The sequence below is a fragment of the Dyella sp. 333MFSha genome (assembly GCF_900102405.1).
GTDB classification, from domain to species: Bacteria; Pseudomonadota; Gammaproteobacteria; order Xanthomonadales; family Rhodanobacteraceae; genus Luteibacter; species Luteibacter mycovicinus.
Window position 1 is genome coordinate 778,533 of the sequence record NZ_FNBR01000002.1, and the last position, 22,168, is coordinate 800,700.

A 22,168-nucleotide genomic window follows, 5' to 3' on the forward strand; every position below is an offset into this window, starting at 1 on the left:
TCGCGTGTAGCTTTCGGTCAGACCGCGGCGGCGCCGCCGACGATCTCCGAGATTTCCTGGGTGATCGCGGCCTGACGTGCCTTGTTGTAGACCAGTGTCAGTTCGCCGATAACCTTGTTCGCGTTGTCCGACGCGGCCTTCATGGCGACCATGCGCGCGGCGTGTTCGCTGGCGAGGTTCTCCAGCGCGGCCTGGTACACCACCGACTCGATGTAACGCGTCATCAGATGCTCGAGCACCGTGCGCGCATCGGGTTCGTAGATGTAATCCCAGTCGTGGGTCTGCTCGACCTTCACGCCCGTGGATGCATCGCCTTCGGCGTCCTCGAGTTCCTTCGCCACCAGCGTGAGGGGCAGCAGGGCCTCGATCGTCGGCTTCTGCACGATCGTGTTGACGAAGTCGTTGTAGACCAGGAAAACGCGATCGAGCTTGTTGTCGCCGTAGGCGTCGAGCACGACCTTGATCACGCCGATCAGGTCTTCCAGCTTCGGTTTTTCGCCGAGGTGCGTGGCCGAACCGATCAGGTTGACGCCCTTGATGCGACGGAAGAACTGCACGGCCTTCTGGCCGACGGCGACGACGTCGATCTCGGCACCCTTGTCCTGCCACTCGCGGATGCTGGTCAGCGTGCGACGGAACAGGTTGGAGTTGAGACCGCCCGCGAGGCCGCGATCGGTCGACACCACGATGAAGCCCACGCGCGCGACGTTCTGACGCTCGGTGAGGTACGGATGGGTGAAGTCCGTGCTGGCCTGGGCGACGTGCGCGATGACCTTGCGCATCAGACGCGCGTAAGGACGCGACGCCTTCATCAGGTCCTGCGCCTTGCGGATCTTCGACGCCGAGACCATTTCGAGCGCACGCGTCACCTTGCGCATGTTCTGCGTGCTCTTGATCTTGGTTTTGATTTCGCGGCCGCTAGCCATGGCTTACTCGTCTGTAAAGGGTGACGCCGGATCACGGGGCGGACGTTGCCGCCGCCCCGTGCGTCTCGCTATTACCAGCTACCGGTCTTCTTGAACTCGTCGGCGGCCGACTTGAAGGTCGCCTCGATGTCCTTGTCCCAGTCGCCGGTCTCGTCGATCTTCTTCATCAGGTCGCCGTGATTCTGGCGGAAGAAGGCGTGCAGGCCCTTCTCGAACGGCAGCACCTTGTTGACCGGCAGGTCGTCGAGGTAGCCCTTCTCGGCCGCGTAGACCGAGACGCCGAGTTCGGCGATCGACAGCGGCGAGTACTGCGCCTGCTTCATCAGTTCGGTGACGCGCTGGCCACGGTCGAGCTGGGCGCGGGTCGCGGCGTCCAGGTCCGAGGCGAACTGCGCGAACGCAGCCAGCTCGCGGTATTGGGCGAGAGCGAGCTTCACGCCGCCGGACAGCTTCTTGATGATCTTGGTCTGGGCGGCACCACCGACGCGCGACACCGAGATACCGGCGTTGACGGGCGGACGGATACCGGCGTTGAACAGATCGGTCTCGAGGAAGATCTGGCCGTCGGTGATCGAGATGACGTTGGTCGGAACGAACGCGGAAACGTCGCCGGCCTGGGTCTCGATGATCGGCAGCGCGGTCAGCGAACCGGTCTTGCCCTTCACTTCGCCGTTGGTCATCTTCTCGACGTATTCGGCGCTGACGCGCGAGGCGCGCTCGAGCAGACGCGAGTGGAGATAGAACACGTCGCCCGGGTAGGCTTCGCGACCCGGCGGACGCTTCAGCAGCAGCGAGATCTGGCGGTAAGCCACGGCCTGCTTGGAGAGATCGTCGTACACGATGAGCGCGTCTTCGCCGCGGTCACGGAAGTACTCGCCCATGGCGCAGCCGGAATACGGCGCGACGTACTGCAGGGCGGCGGCTTCGGATGCCGAAGCGACGACGACGATGGTGTTGGCCAGCGCGCCGTTCTCTTCGAGCTTGCGCACGACGTTGGCGATCGAGCTGCGCTTCTGGCCGATGGCGACGTAGATGCACTTAATGCCCGAATCTTTCTGGTTGATGATCGCGTCGATCGCGACGGCGGTCTTGCCCGTCTGGCGGTCGCCGATGATCAGCTCGCGCTGGCCGCGGCCGATCGGGATCATCGAGTCGATGGACTTGTAGCCCGTCTGCATCGGCTGGTCGACCGACTGGCGCCAGATGACGCCCGGAGCGACCTTCTCGACCGGGCTGCTGCCGGCGGCGTCGATCGGACCCTTGCCGTCGATCGGGTTACCCAGTGCGTCGACGACGCGGCCGAGCAGGCCCGGGCCGACCGGCACTTCGAGAATGCGGCCGGTCGTCTTGGCGGCATCGCCTTCGCGCAGGTGCTGGTATTCACCAAGCACCACGGCGCCGACCGAGTCGCGCTCGAGGTTCAGCGCGAGGGCGTAGGTGTCGTTCGGCAGTTCGATCATTTCGCCCTGCATCACATCGGCCAGGCCGTGGATGCGCACGATGCCGTCGGACACGCTGATGATCGTGCCTTCGTTGCGTGCCTCGGCGCCGAGCTTGAACTGCTCGATGCGGGTCTTGATCAGCTCGCTGATCTCGGACGGATTCAGTGTGGTGCTGGACATGGTCGGTTCCTTGGGTCGCGCCGCTTTCACGGCACCCGGTGGTATGAGAATCAGTGCGTCAGCGCGCTGGCCAGCCGCTGCAGGCGGCCTCGCGCGGAACCGTCGATGACCTGCTCGCCCGTGTCGATGACGACACCGCCAAGCAACGCCGGATCGACGTGCGTATCCAGTTCGATCTCACGCTTGAAGCGGCGCTTCAGCGAAACGCGAAGCTTGTCCGACTCGGCGGCGTCGAGATCCATCGCGCTCGTAACCTTGACCAGCAGGGTCGACTCCGACTCACGCTTGTAGTCGTCGTACAGCGAGGCGATTTCCGGCAGGAGCGCCATGCGGCCGTTTTCCGCGAGCTCCTCGAGGAAGCGGGCGAACGGCGCCTCGGCGGCCATGCCTTGCGGCAGGTGCAGCGCGACCAGCTGGGTCGGCAGCACGCGCGGATCGTTGCCGAGGCCGGCGACGCGCTGGTCCGCGGCGACGAGCGCCGCGAAGTTCAGCGCCGACGACCAGTCGGCCAGCGAACCCGACGCATGCGCCACTTCGAAGGCGGCGCGTGCGTAGGGACGGGCGAGGGTGAGCGCCTGGGCCATGATCAGATCTCGGCAGCGAGCTGGTCGAGCAGGGCCTTGTGGGCCGCCGGATCGATTTCGCGCTGCACGATCTTCTCCGCGCCACGGACAGCGAGGGCGCCGACCTGCTCGCGAAGCTGCTCACGGGCACGCTGGGCCATCGAAGCGATCTCGTCCTGGGCCGAAGCCTTCAGGCGGTTGATCTCTTCGATCGCGTCGGCGCGGGCCTTCTCGAGAATCTGGTTGGCCTGCTGCTGCGCCTTGTCGATGATGTCCGTCGACTGCACGCGGGCCTGCTTGATCTCGGTGGCGACCTTGGCGTCGGCATCCTTCAGCTCGGCGCGGGCGCGCTCCGCCGCGGCGAGCCCTTCGGCCACCTTCTTCTGGCGTTCTTCGATGGCACCGTTGAGCTGGGGCCAGATGAACTTGGTGGTGAACCAGACCAGGATCGCAAAAGAGATCATCTGGCCCAGGAAGGTCATGTTAATTTCCATGATCTCTCCAAAGACTCCGAACGCTGGGGTACTGACGGTCGCCGTGACGGATTACGCCACGGCGACGAAGACGAACGCTTGCTCAGCCGCCGGCGGCGGTGCGCAGAACGCCGATCAGCGGGTTCGAGAAGGCGAGCAGCAGGGCGATGGCGAGGCCGATAATGAACGCGGCGTCGATCAGACCGGCGAGCAGGAACATGCGGCCCTGCAGCAGCGGAACCAGTTCCGGCTGACGAGCGGCCGACTCGAGGAACTTCGAGCCCATGATCGCGATGCCGAGGCAGGCGCCGAGCGCGCCGAGGCCGATGATCACGCCGATGGCGATGGCGGTCATGCCCTGCACGTGTGCGAAGAGTGCGGTGAGTTCCATGGTGTTCTCCTGGGATATCTAAGAATGACGAATGGGTGGAAACGAAACGAAACTGGACTGAGCGGTCTAACGTCGGTGCGGTGAGTTAGTGGTGTTCACGTGCCGTGGCGATATAGACGATCGTCAACATCATGAAGATGAACGCCTGGAGGGCGATGATCAGGATGTGGAAGATCGCCCAGGCCGTGTTGAACACGACACCAGGCACGAAGCCGATCCAGCTCACCATCAGGCCGGCGATCAGCATGAACACCAGTTCGCCACCGTACATGTTGCCGAAGAGTCGCATCGCGAGGGACACGGGCTTCGACAGGGTCTCGACGACGTTAAGAAGCAGATTCGGGATGAGCAGGACGATCTTGGCGCCCATGCTCTCCGCATGGAACGGCGCGGTGAGCATTTCCTTGCCGAAACCGAAGCCGCCCTTGGCCTTGATGCCGTGGCCGATGACGATGAGGATCACCGCGAGGGCCAGACCGACCGTCGTATTGATGTCAGCCGTGGGAACCTGGCGGAAATAGGTGTGATGCGCGACTTCGGCACCGCTGAACGTATGCACCAGCCAGCCGGGCAGGTCCACCGGCAGCAGATCCATCGCGTTCATGAAGAACACCCACATGAAGATCGACAGCGCCAGCGGCGTGACCGTGCGGCGGTCGCCGTGGAAGGTGTCCTTCACCTGAGTGTCGACGAATTCAACGGCGAGTTCGACCAGCGCCTGACCCTTGGACGGGACCCCCGACGTCGCCTTACGGGCGAACAGCCAGAACCACAGGCAGAAGATGGCGCCCAGCACGAAGGACACCACGATCGAGTCGAGGCGGATGTTCCAGAACCAGAAATGATCGGCGCTGAAATTCACCGTCATGTGGTTCAGGTGGTGCTGGATGTATTCGGTCAGACCGCCTTGCGGTTCGCTCGCCATGCCTCAACCCTTGAATCTGAATGCAAATACGTTGACCGTGAAACCCGCTACCAACCCCACGAGCGCGGGCAGGAACGGCAGTTTCCACTGGACCAGAATGAGCGCCAGCCCGCCGACGAGGACGATCCAGCGAAGGATCATTCCCACCAGGAACCTCATGAACGTCGCCGCGCCTCCACCCAGCGCGCTGAACGCTCGCGCTGCAAAAAGCGCGTTGGCGATAGCGACGATCAGGGCGGCTGCAAATGCGGCCAGTCCGGCGGCACGCCCCTGCAGTGAAAAAGCGAGTCCCGCGATGATAGCCACCCCGATCTGCGCGATAACGATGCGCATGGCGAGATGACGACCGGCGGCAAGACTGTTGAGCAACGCGAGGCTCCCGTGGTTTCGCTCGAGGCGGCACCTTTGGTTCAACGGGCCACGGTCTAATCTGGAAAAGTATACCAGCGCCGTAAACGACGGGACAAGCGACGAAAGTCCAATAACCACCCGCCGGCGCGACCGTCCGTCGCGTCGTTGGCGAGGGAGCGGCGGTGGATCAGGCCCTGGCGGGCTGACCTACCAGCGCGCCGAGCGAGGTGGCCGTCTCAACGGCTACGTCGAATATGCCACCGGCGGCCGATGCGGCACGCTCGACGCCTTCCCGCTGGAGGTCCCCACCGCGAGCCATGATGGCGCGCATCGCGTTCGCATCCGTAGCGAGCATGGCATCGGCCATCAGGCCGGATGCCGCACGCGCATGCCCTTCCATCGCCTGCAGGTGCAGGTCGGCCACGCGCTCCATGCCGCGCCAGGCCAGGGCCTGCGCGGAAGTGGCCTGCTCGACGAAGCGGGCAAGATCGGCGTAACCGTTTACGTGAGGCATCGAGTGCATCCGTGGGGAACGGGGAGGTGCCGGAGTGTAGACCCGTCTGCGGCGGCGCAGCAACCGCTAATTGTTGCGATGACAGCCTTTGCCTCAGTCGCCTGAGTATTCCGCACCCGAGGTACAGGTTTCGTTGACCACGACCTTGGCCAGACCCGGCACGTCGACACGCAGCCGCTGGAAGATCCAGCGCGCGAGGTTTTCACTGGTCGGATTCTCGAGACCGTCGATGTCGTTGAGATAGTTGTGGTCGAGGCGGTCGTAGAGCGGCTGGAAGCGCGCCTTCAGGTCGCCGAAGTCCATGACCCAGCCGAAAACGGGGTCTACCGGGCCTTCCACGTGGAGCTCCACACGAAACGAATGACCGTGCAGCCGCGCGCACTTGTGGCCTTCGGGCACATTCGGCAAGCGATGGGCCGCCTCGATGTTGAACGTCTTATAGATACGCATGAGGGTGAATCGATCTCTGATGACTGGACAGTGTAACGGACCGGGCTTCAAACGATCTCAGCGGCCGCCTTCACGACGTGGTTCGCATTTTCGAACCGTCATGGCGTCGTTTCGTGGACTTTTACGATCGGAACGGTTGCAGTGGTAACTTGTCCGACGGAGCCGGGGGGCGTCCGTTGAGGAAATTCGTGCTCACTGAGGAGGCATCCATGTGCCTTGGTCGTGACTCGCTAGACCGGCCGCACCAGTGCGGACTGGCCGAGGAAGTATTTGCCGCCCTGCCCATGCCCTGCGTGGTCTGGCGCGACGAAGGCGGGCGCGCCGTGATGGTCAACGCCGCATTCCGGCGGGAGTTTGGCGTGGGCCGTGGAAGAGCCGGACCGCGCTGGATCGCCGATCACCTGGAGCCTGCCGGCGCCGCCGACGAATTCGCCTTCCGCGATCCGCACGGCCAGCCTCGCCGCTATCGCGTGACCCGGCAGCGCCTGGAAGCACCCAGCGGCGCGTTCCAGGCCGTTTTTCTGATGCCCCTCTCCGATGATGAGAGCGTGGCGGCGGATTCTCCGGCCAGCCCCATTTCGATCGCCGCCACGCGCCCGGACCTCGGCCTGACGCGAAGGGAATCGCAGGTGCTCGACGGAATCATGGGTGGCAAACTCAACAAAGTCATCGCCAGCGAATTGCGGATCAGCCCGAAGACCGTCGAACTCCACCGCGCCAACCTGATGGCGAAGCTGCGCGTGCATAACGTCGTGGAACTGGCGAGGGCGGTGCTGGACGGGGCCACTGTGAGCGCTGCGCAGACCGCAGGCGCGGGCGAGACCGACTCGGCTGCTGCCATTGGCGGACAATACGTCTAGGTTGCCAGGCACTGGCAGGTGCAGGCAGGTTACGCGCAGACTGACAGTGCTACCCGTGAACTTCAAAGGGTGAGCGGCGGTAAAGGCATTGAGGAGATCGAACCGTGGGCAAGCTGTTCAAAGCGTCTGAGCTGAAGGGCATGACTTACGCGTCCCTCCACCGCAACGGCATGACGGTCGACGTGCGCCGCTTCTTCAAGAGCGAGGGGGGTCGGAAGATGCTCGAGGCGATATCCGCGCTCCCGGCCTCGTCTGGCGCAGCGACGAAGCGAAACAAAAAGCCTGAAGGTTGATCGGTTGAACCGACGCAAGGACGCGAGCATGCCGTACAACCTGCTAATCCTCCCCTTGCTCGGCGGATACATTCTGGTCACTTACACCAATTGCGCGGTGTATTGGTCATCCCGACAGGCACGCGAACAGCTGTTGCTCGCCTCCGCCTTCGTCGGCCTGCTGTTAGCGGTCATAGCAAGAGCCATAGTGCTCATCGCCTTGCAGGTGCCCGGAGGCCTCCTTCTCGGGCGATTAGTCCATCGGGCCCTGGACATGCAAGGCATCGGGACCGGCGCGCTAGCGTTCGGGCTCGGTGTCGCCGGGGCGATCTGGCTCAATAGAGCCTGGCCGATGTTCGAATCCGGCCTCTGGCTCTACGGCCGGGGCTCACTGACTCAGCTGGAATCGCTCATGATGATGAGCGCTCACGCCTTTCGGCCCGCACCGGGCGCGCGGTTTCGCTCAATGCCGCTCGAGATTTTCCGGCGACTCGCGTGCTCGATTCCTGGCATCCGCCAATGGATAGCCCATCGGCTTCATGAAGAAGCGCTTTTCGAGGCACTCTAACAGCCGGATTCTCCTGGGATGCTGAGCCCCGCTTCTGATCACGATGAAGGACCGAAAGGTCTATGTGGGCGTGCTGGAAAACACACCTTCGTTCACGGCGAGTGCGTTCACCCATGTCAATCTCGTCGTTCTCCGGAGCGGCTACCGCGACAAGGACACTCTCAGAGTCACCTTCACCGAGGACTACACGAAGGCCTTCCAGGCCGTTGTCACCGATTTACCCGCGTACAAAGTCATTCCGGTCGCCGACATATCCAGCGCCAGCCTCTTTGACCGGGCGATATTCAACGCTTTCCAGCCATCGGCGCCGCGAACAGACTGGCGATATCGACCTTCCATAGTCGCGCACCGCGCGCCCGAAAAGTGACTGAGGCAAGCCAACTAATTGGCGGAAAAGAAAAAAGCGCGCCTTGTGGGCACGCTTTTATCTTTTCACTTTGGTGGCTAGAGGCGGGCTCGAACCGCCGACCTCAGCATTATGAGTGCCGCGCTCTGACCAGCTGAGCTACCTAGCCATGGAACCTGGTCGTTCGTAAGCGAGGCTCACGAAGGCCGGGCAGTTTAATCGGGGCTGAGCTTCCGTTCAAGTGGTGCCTTGCCCCGTCTTCTCGCGCTGTGGTTGAATCGGGCCCATCGCGCACGTTTCCGGCTTGCAAGTCTGGCGCGCGGCATGGATTCGCGGAGGGCGGATGATCGACGCAGATGGCTATCGACCGAATGTGGGCATCGTTCTCCTCAATGGAGACGGGCGCCTGTTCTGGGCGCGCCGTGTCAACCGCGACGGCTGGCAGTTTCCTCAGGGGGGCATGCGCAGCGACGAAACGCCGCTCGAGGCCATGTACCGCGAGCTGGAAGAAGAGACAGGCCTGCTCGCCAAGCACGTGGAAGTGCTTGCCGAGACTCGTGGCTGGCTGCGCTACCGCTTGCCCAGCCGCTTCGTGAGACACCACCAGCGCCCCACCTGCATCGGCCAGAAGCAGGTGTGGTTCCTCCTGCGCCTCAAGTGCACCGAGGACACCTTTCGGCTGGACGCCTGCGAAAAACCGGAGTTCGATCTGTGGCGCTGGGTCGATTTCTGGTATCCCGCCAATCATGTGGTCAACTTCAAGCGCCAGGTGTACGAGCGCGCCTTACGTCAGTTCGCTCCCACGGTCGAGACCGTGTGCTCGGTCACGGTGGGCACCTGCCCACAGCAGGCCGAAGCCGAGCGGCTCGCCCGCGGCGGCGAATGATCGCTGAGCGGCCTCACCGCTGAATTTCACATTTGTGTAGTTGACAATCGTTCGCATTCGTATTTGAATGCCGGCCCATGTACATATGCATGTGCAACGCCGTCACCGACCACGCCATTCGCCGCGCCGCGGCCGATGGTGTCGAATCGTTCGCCGAGCTCCAGGCCCGCACCGGTTGCTCCGACTGCTGCGGGGCCTGTGAATCCGAAGCCCGGCAGTGCCTCCGTGAGGCGGTCTCCGAGATGCGCCCGGTACTGAGCTTTCTCCCTACTCCGGCCTGAGCTCGCGCCCCGCCTTTGCGGACGCGAACCGTCTTCATTCTCGTTACGTCATCGCTTCCCCGCGAGTCGTATAGTCGCCGCTGAATATCCAGGGAGACACCCCCATGAAGGGCGACGCGAAGGTCATCGAATTCCTCAATAAGGTCCTCTACAACGAGCTGGCCGCCATCAACCAGTACTTCCTGCATTACAGGATGTTCAAGGACTGGGGCTACAACGAACTCGCCAAGCACGAGTACGAGGAGTCCATCGAGGAAATGAAGCACGCCGACAAGCTGATCGAGCGGATCCTGTTCCTCGACGGCCTGCCGAACCTTCAGCACCTGGGCAAGCTGCGCATCGGCGAGAACGTGGTCGAAGCGCTGCAGGGCGACCTGGATCTCGAAATGATCGCGACGAAGGATCTGCGCGAGGCCATTGCCTACAGCGAGGGCATCCACGACTTCGTCAGCCGCGACCTCTTCAAGTTCATCCTGGGCCAGGAAGAAGAGCACATCGACTGGCTGGAGACGCAGTTCAGTCTCATCTCGGACATCGGTCCGGAGCGCTACATGCTCAGCAAGGTCGGCTCGCTCGACAAGCACTGATCAGGTCGCTTCGACGCCCCGGAAGGCCGCCGCAAGGCGGCCTTTTTCGTGGAACGAGAGCGGGTTCCTTGACCGCGGCGGAAGTCGGGGGCTATACCATCCGGCCTTCACGCCTTCTCCACGGATCCATTCATGGCCCCAAGCCATCCACCTCGCTTCGTCGTGCGCCGTCTCGACGACATGTCCGTCGAGCGGCGAAAGCGGCTGCTGATGGGCGCCGCGTGGCTGGGCAGCCTGCTCCTGACCGCGCTGGTGACCTGGAGCCTGACGGCGGGCAGGGCGCCGGCCGGCACACCCGGCCATGGCCGCATCGTGGCGCACGAGACCGAGGCTGAAGACCTGCGCCAGCAGGTGGCCAACCTGCAGCGAGCGGGCCAGGTCAGCGAGATCGCCGCGCGGGAGCTGAAGCGGAACCTTGCTGAGCGCGACGAGGAGATCAGTGGCCTGCGCACGGATCTGGCGTTTTATTCGCGCCTGGTCGGCGGTAACGGGCAGCGCGACGGGCTGAAAATCCAGGGCACACGCACCACGGCGATCAAGGGCACGCCGAACGCCTGGAACGTGATGATCACCCTGACTCAGAACGCGCGCCGGGGCGATGAGGTCAAGGGCGACATCCACCTCGCCGTCGAGGGTATCCAGGACAACAAGGTGCGTACGCTCGAGGGCGCCGCTCTCGGCCAGGCCGCATCCGTGGATGGCCTGCCCTTCGCCTTCCGGTATTTTCAACAGATCCAGGGCAGCTTCACGCTGCCGGCTGGATTTCAGCCGACGCGGCTGCGCCTCGAGGCACGGCCTGCCGGGGATGACGCCGTCAGCGCCACCGTGGCCTGGGCCGACGCAACACGCAACGACGAGGCAAGCGATGTTCAACAGTAAGGGGAAGAACCAGGGGCCAGCCGTCGGCGTCGCCGCCACGAGCCTGATCGCGCGGGGCGTGATCATTCGTGGAGACGTGCTTTTCAGCGGCTCGCTGCACCTGGATGGCGCGGTCGAGGGCTCCGTCCACGCCGACACGGGTAGCGACGGCTTTCTCACCATTAGTGAGACGGGACGCGTCACCGGACGGATCGAGGTGCCACACGCAAGCATCAACGGCGGCGTGACCGGCGACATCGATGTGTCCGAAAGGCTCGAACTGGCGCCGCTGGCGCGTATCGAAGGCGACGTTCACTACCAGGTGCTGGAAATGGCCGCCGGCGCCCAGGTCAACGGCAAGATGATCCATCGGGCGCCCCCGACCGTACGGCAGCTGGCCCAGGCGGGTATCGAGAAGACCCCGACCTTGTCCGAGGCTTGACCTGTAGCCGATCGGCGCCATTATGGGAGGCATGAACAACCCCTTCCCCATGGCTCCGTCGGCAGCCGCGCCGGATTACCGCTCGGCGGGTTCGCCCCTGATCTTCACCGAGGCCGCCGCACGAAAGGTGCATGAGCTGATCGACGAAGAAGGCAACCCCTCGCTCAAGCTCCGCGTGTACATCAGCGGAGGCGGCTGCTCGGGTTTCCAGTACGGCTTCACCTTCGACGAAGATCAGGCCGAGGACGACCTGGCCGTATCGCGCGAGGGCGTGACCCTTGTCGTCGATCCGCTGTCGCTGCAGTACCTGACCGGCGCCGAGATCGATTACGCCGAGTCGTTCAGCGGTTCGCAGTTCGTGATTCGCAATCCCAACGCGAAGACCACGTGCGGCTGCGGCTCCTCGTTCAGCGCATGACCGGTCGTACCGCGTGAGCTCCGGCACGGAGCGCCACACGTCCGCAGAGGGCCGCGTGCGGGAGAACGTCTTCGCCGGTGTCGCTATCGACCGGATGGCCGAGCGCCGCGACGATCGTCTCTGGGTCGAAGAAACCGAACGCGCCGACGACACGCGCTTCCTGGTGCTGGACAGCGAAGGGCAGGCCTTCGTCGACGAGCGTGGCGAGCATCCTCAGTGGATGACTCCCGTGATGCGGGCCGAACGCTTCGGCGATGTGGTCTCCACGCTGCTGGGGATAGCCAACGGAACGGCATGGTTCACGCTGGTGCTCGACGAGGCGCATGCTGAGATCTTCGTCGACCTGACCTCCGCGCGACGCATGTCCCTGCGCGAAGCCGGGCTGATCCTGCCGGCCTTCGAAGCGGGACTCTTCGCGTTCGCCAAGGGCATCACGCATTGGCAGCGGCAGACGCGTTTCTGCAGTCTCTGCGGTGCTCCCACGCTCGTCGTGGCTTCGGGACATCGCGTGCAGTGCACGAATCCCGACGGTCCGCACATGCATTTTCCCCGCACCGACGCCGCGATCATCGTGATCGTGGAGGACGGCGACCGTTGCCTGCTGGGCCGACAGCGCGGCTGGCCGGCGGGCCGGTATTCCACACTGGCCGGCTTCATCGAGCCGGGCGAGTCGCTCGAGGATGCGGTCAGGCGCGAAGTGCGCGAAGAGTCCGGCGTCGAGGTACTTCATGCGACCTACCACTCGTCACAGCCCTGGCCCCTGCCGGCGTCCCTGATGGTCGGCTTCACGGCCACGGCCAGAACCCGCGAGATCGTCCTCCGCGACGACGAGCTGGAAGATGCCCGCTGGTTCACGGCCGAGGACATCGTCTCCGGCATGCGCTCGGGTGAACTGGGCGTACCGCCTCCGCTTTCGGTCTCGTATCGCCTGATCGAACACTGGCTGGCGCAGCGGAATATCTCCCTCGAGGAACTGATCGCGAGTTCGCCGGCCCGCTGACGGTTCGCCTACAATCGGGCCATCGATCTGCGGATTCCGCTTGCCATGGCTCTACGTCTCCTCGCGATTCTCATCTCCCTGGCCATCGTCTGGAGCGTGCCCCGGCTGGCGCGCTGGCGTGACGACCGCTGGTTCCGGGGCTGGGTCTCCCGCTTGAGCGATCTTTCCGGTCCAGGTCGCGTCGCGGTCGTGCTGCTGGTTCCCGTCATCGCGGCGGCGATCATCGCAGGCGTACTCCGCGCCCTGCCCTTCTTCGATCTGGCATGGCTGGCTTTCGCGATCGTCGTCCTGACCTACGCACTCGGACCCCGCGAAATCGAGACCGATATCGACGCGATCCTGCGTGCGAGCGATACGCTTCGCCGCGACGAGGCCCTGATCGCGCTCCGCCACGACGAAGAGACCCTTCCGTGGTTTGCGCCGGCTCTGGTCGAGGCGGCCTTTTACGGCGCGCTGCGCCGTCGCTTCGGCGTGCTGCTGTGGTTCCTGCTGCTCGGTCCGGCCGGCGCGCTCGGCTACCGTCTTGCGCAGTTGCTGGGTCGCGACGCGTCGCTATCCGTCGACACGGACACGCGTACCGCGGCACGTCGCCTGGCCGATGCGCTCGACTGGATTCCCGCGCACCTCATGGTCTTCGCGATGGCGCTGGTTTCCGACTTCGATGCCGTCATGGGTGCCTGGAAACAGTGGCATCGCACCTCGGGCAGCCCGCGCTCACGGCTGGATCCGGACTTCCTGGGTGCCGTCGCCCGTGCCGGTGTCGATGCCGACGTGGAAGCCGGCGATGGCTACGCGCAGGACGTCAGCGACCCCGTCGTTGAACTCGAAGATGCGCGCCGGGTCATACGGCGCGTGCTTGTGGTCTGGCTGGCAGTGGTCGCGCTGATCGTGTTGGTCGCCTGGGTGGCGTGATATATCGACTTACGCCGATCCGAGACAAAGCCCTACGTGTTAGCGGTGGGGTGACTGAGCCAAATTCGGGGCGAAGGACTGACCTCGCTTCGTAGGGGAAAGCGGCACGCTTCGTACTCCCCCCTGCCAAGGATATGGCGACCATGAAAACCCGCACCCTTGCCCTGGTCCTGTTGGCCAGCCTGAGCTCTGGCGTAGACGCCCACTTGCCGCCTTCCCCCACACCGAACGACAGCGCCGTTCGCTTCCTGCGACTGAAGACCCTACCCGAGGCCATGGCCACGGCTCAACGCGATCCGGCTCGCTGGCGAACCCCCGACGAGCTCCGCGGCCTGTCCTACCGGGAAGCCGCCGCGGAACGAGAACCCGTCGTCGCGTGGATCTCCGGTGACGCCCTGAGCGAAGCAACCGTTCGTTCGCTTGCAAGCAGGGCTCTCCACGAGGGCATCGGCGTACTGGTGACCTCGCCCGAAGGGACCACCCGTCATGAGGCGGAAGTCTTCGGCATCGAAGGCCAGGGACGGACATCGCTGTACAGGCGTGGCAAGGATGGCGTACTGGAAGTCTCGACGCTCGACGACACGACAGCCGACGTCGAAACCTCCCAACGGCTTTATCGCGAGCTGGCGGCGGCTCCAGCGTTCAGGGCATTCGCGCGCAGCGGCACCCTGAACGGTGCGCACTCCGCGCCTGACGACATACCCGACCACGTGCCGCACGAGCGCTTCCGCTACAAACCCATCAGCGCCCATGGCAACAAGGTCGTCCACGACATCGTCGTACTGCGCGATGCGCGCACCAGCGGGGACAGCAAGGTCATCGTCGTCAAGGCGAGTGTCGATATCGCGCCATGGGACAACGGCGTCTATGGCAAAAACCGCCCCGCCTTCGAGCGTGATGGTATCCACGACTTCCTCGCCATCGCGGGTCGCTACGAATTCAGAACGCTTGTGGATTGGGAAGGCAAGGACCGTGGCCCGGAGCTCCGTCTGGACCGGATGGTTCCCGACACCTCGCCGGACGTGAATCGTACCGTTGCGAAGAGCAGCGAAGTGAGCACGTCCTATGGCGTCAGCACCGCATCCAATGCCGAGGATGCACTCAAGGGTATCGGCATCTCCGCCATCGGCAAGGTCCCGTTCGAGTTCTCCGCCAATCGCACGTACACCGACGCCACCTCGGTATCGATGGAGACGGAGTCCTATTACATCGACGCCGTGACCGAGAACTATGGCAGAGCCCAGGGCGTGACCTGGAACATGCACCTCGCCAACGATGTCGCAGGCAACCCCGGCTACTTCAACGCAAAGAGCAAGTACAAAGTCAGCACGGCGATGGTGACGCCGATGATGCGCAAAGCCTCCGCCCAGCTGATGTCGGTATGGCGAGTCCGTGGCGACTACGAAGGAAATCTGCTGATCGGTACGGGCGGCCGTGTCGAGAATCGACGTTACGGATGGAACCGATCGATGGGCCTTTCCTGGGACCGCAGTTCCGATGTCCATCCCGACTACACGGCCGACATTCCATGGTGGTTCTGGCACAAGGGCAACGATCCGTGGGCGCATCTCCGCCAGGTACCCGCGCAGCCGACGCAGGTGGTAAAGATCAACCTTGGCTCACCCTTTCTCACGTCCAGCCCGACGGTGCTGATTCAGTCGAGCAGCGGCGAAGGCCTGTGCATCACCCAGGGCCCCTTTGACGAGAAAGCCGGCGCCGCCCAGCTCATGGAATGCGACAACGCCGAAAGCCATCTCGCCCAGCAATGGAACATGGATTCGGAAGGCCGATACCGCAACCGCGAGAGTGCGCAGTGCCTTCAGATCGACACGAAGAGTGGCACGGTCGGCACGGCGAAGTGCGCCCTTCGTCACAACCAGCGCTGGAAGTGGGCCGCGGATCGCGTCATGTCCCTGATGGAAGGGGGCACGCGTCATCGCCTCGAAGTGTCGAATGACTCCCTCATCGCAAAGTTCGATGACATGCGACATGACGAAGTCGTGGTCAACACGGAAAACGCGTTGCTGCCGCCGTGGAGCAACTATCCGCTGGCACCGTCACCTGGCAGCACCATTCCGCGCCTGTCGACGAATTCGCCGACGGTGCCGGACAGCTACCTGAGCTACCGTCGTGTACCGGCAGCGGAGCGTTGGCAGACGATCGCCCTCAGTCGCTGAAGCAGGAGAATCGAATCGCCGGCGCTCAACGCGCCGGCGATGCCCTCAGGCTTTGTCGCCCCGCAGTTCACTGACACGCGCTTCCAGTGACGCCGCATTCGCGGCCTCCGCAGGCAGCGGTGCACCACCCACCAGTTCGATCTTCGACCAGAACCGGCGCGGCAGACGCGCACGGCGCAAGGCACCGTCACGGCGACTGAAGATACTGCCCCACATGCCTCGCAGCGCCAGCGGCACGACGGGTACCGGCCGACGCGCAAGGATGCGGTCCACGCCAGGGCGGAAGGTCTGGATGTCACCGTCGCGCGTCAGACCACCTTCCGGGAAGATGCAGACGACCTCTCCGGCCGCCAGCGCCTCGTCGATCTCGTCGAACGCCTTGTCCATCAGCGCCACATCCTCGTTACGCCCGGCGATGGGAATCGCCTTCGCGGTGCGGAAGACGAAGCGCAGCACCGGGATGTTGAAGATCTTGTAGTACATGACGAAACGCATGGGGCGGCGCACGCTGGCCATCAGGATCAACGGATCCATGAAGCTCACGTGGTTGCACACGACCAGCGCGGCACCTTCGTCCGGCACGTTCTTAAGACCGTCCACCCGCACCCGGTAAAGCGTGTGCACGAGCACCCAGGTGATGAAGCGCATCATGAATTCGGGAACGAGGGTGAAGATATACACCGCGACCGCGATGTTGATCAGCCCCGTCACGAGGAAGATCGTCGGCACGGAAAGTCCCAGCGCCGTCAGGCCGATGCCGAAGCCGGAAGCGGCACAGATGAAAAGCGCATTGACGATGTTGTTGCCCGCGATCACGCGCGACAGGCGGTCGCGAGGCGCGCGACTCTGCACGAAGGCGAACAACGGGACGACGTAGAAGCCCGCGAAGGCTCCGATCATGGTCAGGTCGAGCGCGGCGCGCCACGCGCCCGGTATGGCGAGAAAGGCCAGCCAGTCGAGCGAGGCGCCGGGTGTCACACCGGGCCGCGCGAAGTACAGATCGACGGCGAACACGGTCAGGCCGAACGCGCCCATCGGCACCAGACCGATCTCGACACGTTTGCCCGAGAGCTTCTCGCACATGAGCGAGCCCACGCCCGTACCCAGCGAAAACAACGTCAGCACGAGCGTATTGACCGAACCGTCCCCGCCGAGAACGTGACGCGTGTAGTTTGGCAGCTGCGCGATCATCACGGTGCCGAAGAACCAGAACCACGAGATGCCCAGCACGGCGTTGAAGACCGCGCGATCGGCGTTCGTGATCTTCAGCACCCGCCAGGTTTCGCTGAACGGGTTCCAGTTGAACTTCAGATCGGGCGCGGTCGCGGGCGCGGGAGGTACGGACCGGCTGACGAGGTAACCGGTCACGGCGATCGCGATGGTCGTCAGCGATGCCGCGAGCGTTCCGTAGCCGGCGATCAGCATCAGCGAATTGCCGACGATCATGCCGATCAGCATCGCAAGCTGCGTGCCCATCTCGACCAGCGCGTTGCCGCCGACGAGTTCGCTGCGATCGAGGGTCTGCGGAAGAATCGAATACTTGATCGGGCCGAAGACGGTCGAATGGATGCCCATCAGAAACAGGACGACGAGCAGCAGCGATACGTGGTGAGTGAAGAAGCCGACGGCCGCGATGGTCATCGCTGCGATTTCGAAGAGCTTCACGTAACGGATGATCCGGGTTTTCTCGAACTTCTCGGCCAGCTGTCCCGCCGTGGCGGAGAACAGGAAATACGGCAGGATGAAGAGCGCGGGCGCGAGGTTCGTGTATAGCGAAACCTCGGCGTCCGGCAGGCTCATCTGGAAGGCGACCAGCATCACCATCGCGTTGCGGAACGCGTTGTCGTTGAAGGCGCCCAGCGCCTGGGTCCAGAAAAAGGGTGCGAAGCGGCGCGTGGCGAGCAGTGAGAACTGGGACATCCGTGATCGACCCTCTGATTTTTCCGGAGTGTAGCTGAGACATGGGTCACCGTGGCCGGTACACCCGGTCTCGTCGCGGTGCGCTGCGTTTTCAGGAAAAACCTCACGGACAGCAACGTCGGGTTCCTACGTCGCCGCCTGCAAGCAGATGCCATCCTGACCGGCGTGACTGCCCACGATCCAAGGAAGACAACCCATGACAAGAAGGAAGAGAGCACCGGACCCCACGCGCCACCCGGAACCCTGGCTTGTCGCCACCGTGCTCGCGGCGGCGCCTTTCGCGGCCGTCGTCGCTCAGGACGCACGCACCGTCGGCGGTTACGTGCCACGCATGGAAGTGCGCGACAGCGACGTCTTCGACAACGGCCGCAGCATCCACCACGACATCGTCGTCGTCCGGGAAGTGAGTCCCAGCGTCGACGAGAAGGTCGTCATCGTGAAGACCGTCGTCAACCAGCTGCCTGGCGTGCAGGGTCTTCACATGTGGGGAGGCCGCGAGCCCGAGGACAACTACGGAAACATCCTGACCCTGCCCCTTCTTTACGAGGTGGAGACCACCCTGACCGCACCGGACCTGCGGGAAGGACAGGTACGCCTGATTTCGCAGGCACCCCGTTCGGACGGCGCGACCGATCGCACGTTCGTGGACAAGGTCGGCGTGAAAACCAGCGTGGGCGCGGGGGCGAGTGCGGAACTGACGTCGGCCGTTTCGAAAGACAGCGGCTTCTCATGGGGGAAGCTGCCTGTCTCGTTCAACGCGGGATTCGAGCAGACGTCGGAGCGCAGCGTCGCGATGACGCTGAAGGATTACTTCACCGAGAGCGCCGTCACGAAGAACGCCGCGGGTGAGGCATCGGCGCTGTGGCGTTTCCGGCTGGCGCCCGACATCGCCAGCGACGTCTGGTATTCGTACTCGCACTATCGGGTGGGGCCAGGCTGGCTCTTCAAGCTCCCCACGACGACTCCGATGATGCAGCGAGCCACGATCGAGACCGTCTCGGAGTGGCGCCTCCCGGGTGGCTACAGCGGTCCCATCGACATCGCCACGCGCAGTTCGGTGGACAACTCCACGCGGCTCGCGCCGACGTCATCGATGGAGACATGGCGCGACGAGGACGCCGGCATCGGGCATCTGACGCGCATCGATCTCGGCTCGCCGCATCTCGAACGGCAACCCGTCGTCAGGTTGCAATCTCTCGCAGGCGAGGGCCACTGCCTCACCCAGTCACAGCGGGACCAGCCTGCCGTGACGTTGACGCCGTGCAAAGGCGGCACCGACGGTGCGGAGCAGCAGTGGTATCTCGACAGCGACCACACTTATCGCAACGTCGCGAGCCGGCTCTGCCTTGCGGCGGATCCGGCGGGTGGCGGCGTCAGGACAGAAGCCTGCGCAGGCTCCATGCTGAACAAGCAGTGGCAATGGCGCGCCGACCGCCTGCACTCCACCTACATGGACGGAGGTTCCTGGCGCCTTCATGTACGCGACGGCGTACCCCGGGCTATCTTCGACCCCGTGCGACACCAGGAGATCGGCAGCAACCCATTCCATCACCTGCTGCGCCCGTGGTCGTCGTATCCGCAGGCACCGACGCCGGGCGACGTCGTGCCGGCCGTTGCGGGTGCCTCTCCCGCCATCTCCCAGGGGCTGCTCCGGCACACGGCGGTCAGTGCGGAAGAACGTTGGCAACCTTTGCCGATCGATTCGAACCGCTAGCCCACGTAGCGTGGCGGCCTCACGCTCGTGAGAGCGCGCGGTGTGCGATGTCGTGGCGGAAATACATGTCGGCGAACCGCACGCTGCCGAGCGCCTCGTAGGCCGACGCGCGGGCGGCCGCCACGTCCACGCCCAGCGCGCAGACGGTGAGTACTCTGCCCCCGGCGGTGACGGCCTGCCCGTCGGCATTGTCGGCCGTACCCGCATGGAACACCTTCACGTCCGCACCGAAGTCACCCTCCGCGCCGGTGATCACATCGCCGGCGCGGACCTTGCCCGGATAGCCGCCCGCGGCGAGCACCACGCCCAGCGACGGGCGCGGATCCCACTCGGCGGTGACGTCGCCGACGCGGCCATCCAGCGCCGCCTCGATCAGATCGACCAGGTCCGAACGGAGGCGCAGCATGATCGGCTGCGTTTCCGGATCGCCAAAGCGCACGTTGAACTCGATGACCTTCGGCGCGCCCGCCTTGTCGATCATCAGCCCGGCATAGAGAAACCCGGTGAACGGCGCACCGTCGGCGATCATGCCGTCAAGGGTGGGCTGGATGATCTCGCGCATGACCCGCGCCGAGACCTCGTCGGTCACGACCGGGGCTGGCGAATAGGCACCCATGCCGCCCGTGTTCGGGCCGAGATCGCCGTCGTCGCGCCGCTTGTGATCCTGGCTGGTCGCCATCGGCAGCGCATGCCTGCCATCGGCGATGACGATGAAGCTGGCTTCCTCCCCGTCGAGGAATTCTTCGATGACCACACGGGACGAAGCGTCACCGAAGGCCTGCTGACCGAGCATGTCCTCGAGCGCGGCTTCCGCGTCGGCGAGCGTCATGGCGACCACCACGCCTTTACCGGCGGCGAGGCCGTCGGCCTTGATGACGATCGGGGCGCCGGTACCGCGCACATGCGCGAGCGCAGGCGCCAGCTCGGTAAAGACCGCGTAGTGCGCCGTAGGAATGCCGTGGCGGGCGAGGAAGTCCTTGGCGAAGGCCTTGCTGCCCTCCAGCTGTGCGGCGGCGGCCGAAGGGCCGAAGCAGCGCAAGCCTTCGGCGGTGAAGCGGTCGACCACACCGGCGACGAGGGGGACTTCGGGGCCGACCACGGTGAGGCCTACGCCCTCGGCTTTCGCCAGGGCCACGAGACCGTCGATGTCGGTGACCGGGACTGAGGCGTTACGGAGGCCCGGCTCGCGTGACGTGCCCGCGTTGCCGGGAGCGACGATGACCTCGTCGACGCGGCCCGACTGGCCGAGTTTCCAGGCAAGCGCGTGTTCGCGACCGCCGCCGCCGATAACGAGGACCTTCATGCTGCTTCTCCCGACAAGTAGCCGGAGATTCTATCAGCCGCGTGCGGCCAGCATTTCCAACAGGAGGCCGCGCGGCAATTTGCCGGTCTCGTTGCGCGGCAGCGCCTCCACGACGCGCAGCCGGCGCGGCAGAAACACCGGGTCCATCGCCTGGCGCAAGGCGGCCAGTACGGCCTGCTCGGTCATCCCCGGCGCTACCACGAGGCCCGCGATGCGGCGGATGCCGGAGGCGTCGGCATCGTCGAGCTGGAACAGTACGCCGTCGCGCACGCCGTCGATGGCCAGCAGACGGCGATTGAGGTCGCCCAGCGAAGCGCGCTTGCCGGCGATCTCGAGGAGATCGGTGTTCCGGCCGCGGAGCTGGAAGCGGCGCCCGCCGTCGTGCAGCGAGACGATGTCGGCAAGGGCGATCGGCTCAGCGAGCTGCGGCGCATCGACCAGGGTCCCGTCAGGCTGCGGATGCAGCGTCACACCCTGGTAGAGCGACCAGTTGTCGTCGGTCGCGGTACGTCGACTGGCGAAGACGCAGGTTTCGGTCGAACCGAACACCTCGTGCAGGGGTGCGCCGAAGCGCTCTTCCGCCGCACGCGCCAGCTCCACCGGCATCGGCGCGGTGGCGGAGACGAACGCGGCGAGGCTCGGCAGAACGACGCCGGACTCGACCAGCGCGCGAAGGTGCACGGGCGTCGTCACGAGTGCGCGCGGTTCCGGCATCGAGGCCAGCGCGGCGGCGACATCGGCCGGGAAAAACGGGCGCCCCGAATGGACGCTCACTTCGGACAGCAACGGCATCAGGACCGACATCTCCATGCCGTACATGTGCTGCGGGGGCACCGTGGCGACCACATCGAAGGCGCGTCCGATGGTGCCACCGAGCATCGCGGCGTTACCGGCATTGCTGGCGACGAAGCTGCCCCAGGTCTTTACGTTGGGCTTGGGCCTGCCGGTGGACCCGGAGGTGTAACCGATGGCGACCACGGCGTCCGTCGGGATCGAGGGCACCTCACCGCCGGCCAACGACGTATCGTCCAGCGTCGGCATGCGCAGGTAGCCGGCCGGTGCGGGCGCCAGGGCCAGCTCGCCGATGGCGTAGGAGCCAGGGTGGCTGGCCATGACCTCGTCGACCGCATGCGTCGCGCGCGAGGGGGGCAAGAGGTTGATCTGGCCACGCGTGACCAGCGCCGCGAAGGCGACGAGGAAGGCGTAACGGTCCTCGCAGAGGTTGACGGCGCTGTCGGCCTCGGGAAGCAACGCGGCCACCTGGCGGACGTGGGCCAGGAAGGTGGACGCGGTGACGGCACGGCCGTCACGCCAGGCGATGGCGCGCGACGGCGCGCCTACCAGCAACGGCAACGATGGCGCGGTCTCGCGCCCGGTGATTTCGTAAACGGTCGACAACGTGATTCCCC

At 64.7% G+C, this 22,168-nt stretch carries 26 protein-coding genes and 1 tRNA gene; 14 read left to right on the forward strand and 13 right to left on the reverse strand.

The features are described from left to right. Nucleotides 1-17: 17 nt before the first annotated feature. From atpG to queD, 9 genes are all read right to left on the reverse strand, one after another. Entirely contained in the window at nt 18-926 is a 909-nt protein-coding gene (atpG, locus tag BLT40_RS10800; RefSeq protein WP_090352969.1) for a F0F1 ATP synthase subunit gamma, read from the reverse strand. A gap of 71 nt (nt 927-997) precedes the next feature. Next, nucleotides 998-2,548, reverse strand: a complete 1,551-nt coding sequence (gene atpA / locus BLT40_RS10805) for a F0F1 ATP synthase subunit alpha (RefSeq protein WP_036109525.1) — start codon at nt 2,546-2,548, stop codon at nt 998-1,000. A 50-nt stretch (nt 2,549-2,598) separates the two neighbouring features. Then, the gene (locus BLT40_RS10810; protein ID WP_036109524.1) at nt 2,599-3,132 is read right to left on the reverse strand and encodes a F0F1 ATP synthase subunit delta; all 534 of its coding nucleotides are present in this window, start codon (nt 3,130-3,132) and stop codon (nt 2,599-2,601) included. Nucleotides 3,133-3,134: 2 nt separating this feature from the next. Continuing rightward, nucleotides 3,135-3,605 (reverse strand): F0F1 ATP synthase subunit B, encoded by a 471-nt coding sequence (locus BLT40_RS10815; RefSeq protein WP_036109523.1) that lies wholly within the window; start codon nt 3,603-3,605, stop codon nt 3,135-3,137. An 82-nt stretch (nt 3,606-3,687) separates the two neighbouring features. Further along, nucleotides 3,688-3,975 carry a F0F1 ATP synthase subunit C gene (gene atpE / locus BLT40_RS10820; RefSeq protein ID WP_036109522.1) on the reverse strand — a complete coding sequence of 96 codons (288 nt, stop codon included), beginning with the start codon at nt 3,973-3,975 and terminating at the stop codon, nt 3,688-3,690. Nucleotides 3,976-4,060: 85 nt separating this feature from the next. Then, nucleotides 4,061-4,900, reverse strand: a complete 840-nt coding sequence (atpB, locus tag BLT40_RS10825) for a F0F1 ATP synthase subunit A (RefSeq protein WP_036109521.1) — start codon at nt 4,898-4,900, stop codon at nt 4,061-4,063. Between the two features lie 3 nt (nt 4,901-4,903). Continuing rightward, nucleotides 4,904-5,269: an ATP synthase subunit I gene (locus BLT40_RS10830; RefSeq protein WP_255363994.1), complete on the reverse strand. Its 366-nt coding sequence runs from the start codon at nt 5,267-5,269 to the stop codon at nt 4,904-4,906. Nucleotides 5,270-5,438: 169 nt separating this feature from the next. After that, nucleotides 5,439-5,765 carry a phasin family protein gene (locus BLT40_RS10835; protein WP_036109519.1) on the reverse strand — a complete coding sequence of 109 codons (327 nt, stop codon included), beginning with the start codon at nt 5,763-5,765 and terminating at the stop codon, nt 5,439-5,441. 93 nt (nt 5,766-5,858) lie between these two features. Then, a complete protein-coding gene (queD, locus tag BLT40_RS10840) occupies nt 5,859-6,215 on the reverse strand; it encodes a 6-carboxytetrahydropterin synthase QueD (RefSeq protein ID WP_090352974.1) in 357 nt (118 codons plus the stop codon). A 209-nt stretch (nt 6,216-6,424) separates the two neighbouring features. Here queD and BLT40_RS20730 point away from each other — a divergent pair, with 209 nt between their 5' ends. From BLT40_RS20730 to BLT40_RS10860, 4 genes are all read left to right on the forward strand, one after another. Further along, entirely contained in the window at nt 6,425-7,075 is a 651-nt protein-coding gene (locus tag BLT40_RS20730) for a LuxR family transcriptional regulator (protein ID WP_090352976.1), read from the forward strand. A gap of 104 nt (nt 7,076-7,179) precedes the next feature. Then, on the forward strand, nt 7,180-7,368 hold the full coding sequence (locus BLT40_RS10850; protein ID WP_090352979.1) for a hypothetical protein: 189 nt from the start codon (nt 7,180-7,182) through the stop codon (nt 7,366-7,368). A 28-nt stretch (nt 7,369-7,396) separates the two neighbouring features. Further along, nucleotides 7,397-7,915 (forward strand): hypothetical protein, encoded by a 519-nt coding sequence (locus BLT40_RS10855; RefSeq protein WP_090352981.1) that lies wholly within the window; start codon nt 7,397-7,399, stop codon nt 7,913-7,915. Between the two features lie 43 nt (nt 7,916-7,958). Then, a complete protein-coding gene (locus BLT40_RS10860; RefSeq protein ID WP_090352984.1) occupies nt 7,959-8,282 on the forward strand; it encodes a hypothetical protein in 324 nt (107 codons plus the stop codon). A 71-nt stretch (nt 8,283-8,353) separates the two neighbouring features. Here BLT40_RS10860 and BLT40_RS10865 read toward each other — a convergent pair. After that, a tRNA-Met gene (locus BLT40_RS10865) sits at nt 8,354-8,430 on the reverse strand. A gap of 174 nt (nt 8,431-8,604) precedes the next feature. Here BLT40_RS10865 and BLT40_RS10870 point away from each other — a divergent pair. From BLT40_RS10870 to BLT40_RS10910, 9 genes are all read left to right on the forward strand, one after another. Continuing rightward, entirely contained in the window at nt 8,605-9,147 is a 543-nt protein-coding gene (locus BLT40_RS10870; protein ID WP_036109517.1) for an RNA pyrophosphohydrolase, read from the forward strand. 77 nt (nt 9,148-9,224) lie between these two features. Then, complete coding sequence (locus BLT40_RS10875; protein ID WP_036109516.1) at nt 9,225-9,428, forward strand: (2Fe-2S)-binding protein; 204 nt, start codon at nt 9,225-9,227, stop codon at nt 9,426-9,428. A gap of 104 nt (nt 9,429-9,532) precedes the next feature. Beyond that, a complete protein-coding gene (bfr, locus tag BLT40_RS10880; protein ID WP_036109515.1) occupies nt 9,533-10,015 on the forward strand; it encodes a bacterioferritin in 483 nt (160 codons plus the stop codon). Between the two features lie 132 nt (nt 10,016-10,147). Then, a complete protein-coding gene (locus tag BLT40_RS10885; RefSeq protein ID WP_079522362.1) occupies nt 10,148-10,894 on the forward strand; it encodes a DUF6776 family protein in 747 nt (248 codons plus the stop codon). Beyond that, nucleotides 10,881-11,315: a bactofilin family protein gene (locus BLT40_RS10890; protein ID WP_090352987.1), complete on the forward strand. Its 435-nt coding sequence runs from the start codon at nt 10,881-10,883 to the stop codon at nt 11,313-11,315. The genes BLT40_RS10885 and BLT40_RS10890 overlap by 14 nt, the downstream gene beginning before the upstream one ends. A 31-nt stretch (nt 11,316-11,346) precedes the next feature. Beyond that, a complete protein-coding gene (gene erpA / locus BLT40_RS10895; protein WP_143025871.1) occupies nt 11,347-11,733 on the forward strand; it encodes an iron-sulfur cluster insertion protein ErpA in 387 nt (128 codons plus the stop codon). A 13-nt stretch (nt 11,734-11,746) separates the two neighbouring features. Continuing rightward, nucleotides 11,747-12,733, forward strand: a complete 987-nt coding sequence (gene nudC, locus BLT40_RS10900) for an NAD(+) diphosphatase (protein ID WP_255363995.1) — start codon at nt 11,747-11,749, stop codon at nt 12,731-12,733. Nucleotides 12,734-12,778: 45 nt separating this feature from the next. Further along, entirely contained in the window at nt 12,779-13,645 is an 867-nt protein-coding gene (locus tag BLT40_RS10905) for a cobalamin biosynthesis protein (protein ID WP_090352993.1), read from the forward strand. A gap of 143 nt (nt 13,646-13,788) precedes the next feature. Then, on the forward strand, nt 13,789-15,822 hold the full coding sequence (locus tag BLT40_RS10910; protein WP_143025872.1) for an RICIN domain-containing protein: 2,034 nt from the start codon (nt 13,789-13,791) through the stop codon (nt 15,820-15,822). 45 nt (nt 15,823-15,867) lie between these two features. Here BLT40_RS10910 and BLT40_RS10915 read toward each other — a convergent pair whose 3' ends face one another. Beyond that, entirely contained in the window at nt 15,868-17,742 is a 1,875-nt protein-coding gene (locus tag BLT40_RS10915) for an MFS transporter (protein WP_079522365.1), read from the reverse strand. Nucleotides 17,743-17,938: 196 nt separating this feature from the next. Here BLT40_RS10915 and BLT40_RS10920 point away from each other — a divergent pair, with 196 nt between their 5' ends. Then, the gene (locus BLT40_RS10920) at nt 17,939-19,456 is read left to right on the forward strand and encodes an RICIN domain-containing protein (RefSeq protein WP_079522366.1); all 1,518 of its coding nucleotides are present in this window, start codon (nt 17,939-17,941) and stop codon (nt 19,454-19,456) included. 19 nt (nt 19,457-19,475) lie between these two features. On the opposite strand, the gene purD is transcribed toward BLT40_RS10920, so the two are convergent. Beyond that, the gene (purD, locus tag BLT40_RS10925) at nt 19,476-20,759 is read right to left on the reverse strand and encodes a phosphoribosylamine--glycine ligase (protein WP_079522367.1); all 1,284 of its coding nucleotides are present in this window, start codon (nt 20,757-20,759) and stop codon (nt 19,476-19,478) included. A 33-nt stretch (nt 20,760-20,792) separates the two neighbouring features. Continuing rightward, entirely contained in the window at nt 20,793-22,157 is a 1,365-nt protein-coding gene (locus BLT40_RS10930) for an AMP-binding protein (RefSeq protein ID WP_079522368.1), read from the reverse strand. Between the last annotated feature and the right edge of the window lie 11 nt (nt 22,158-22,168).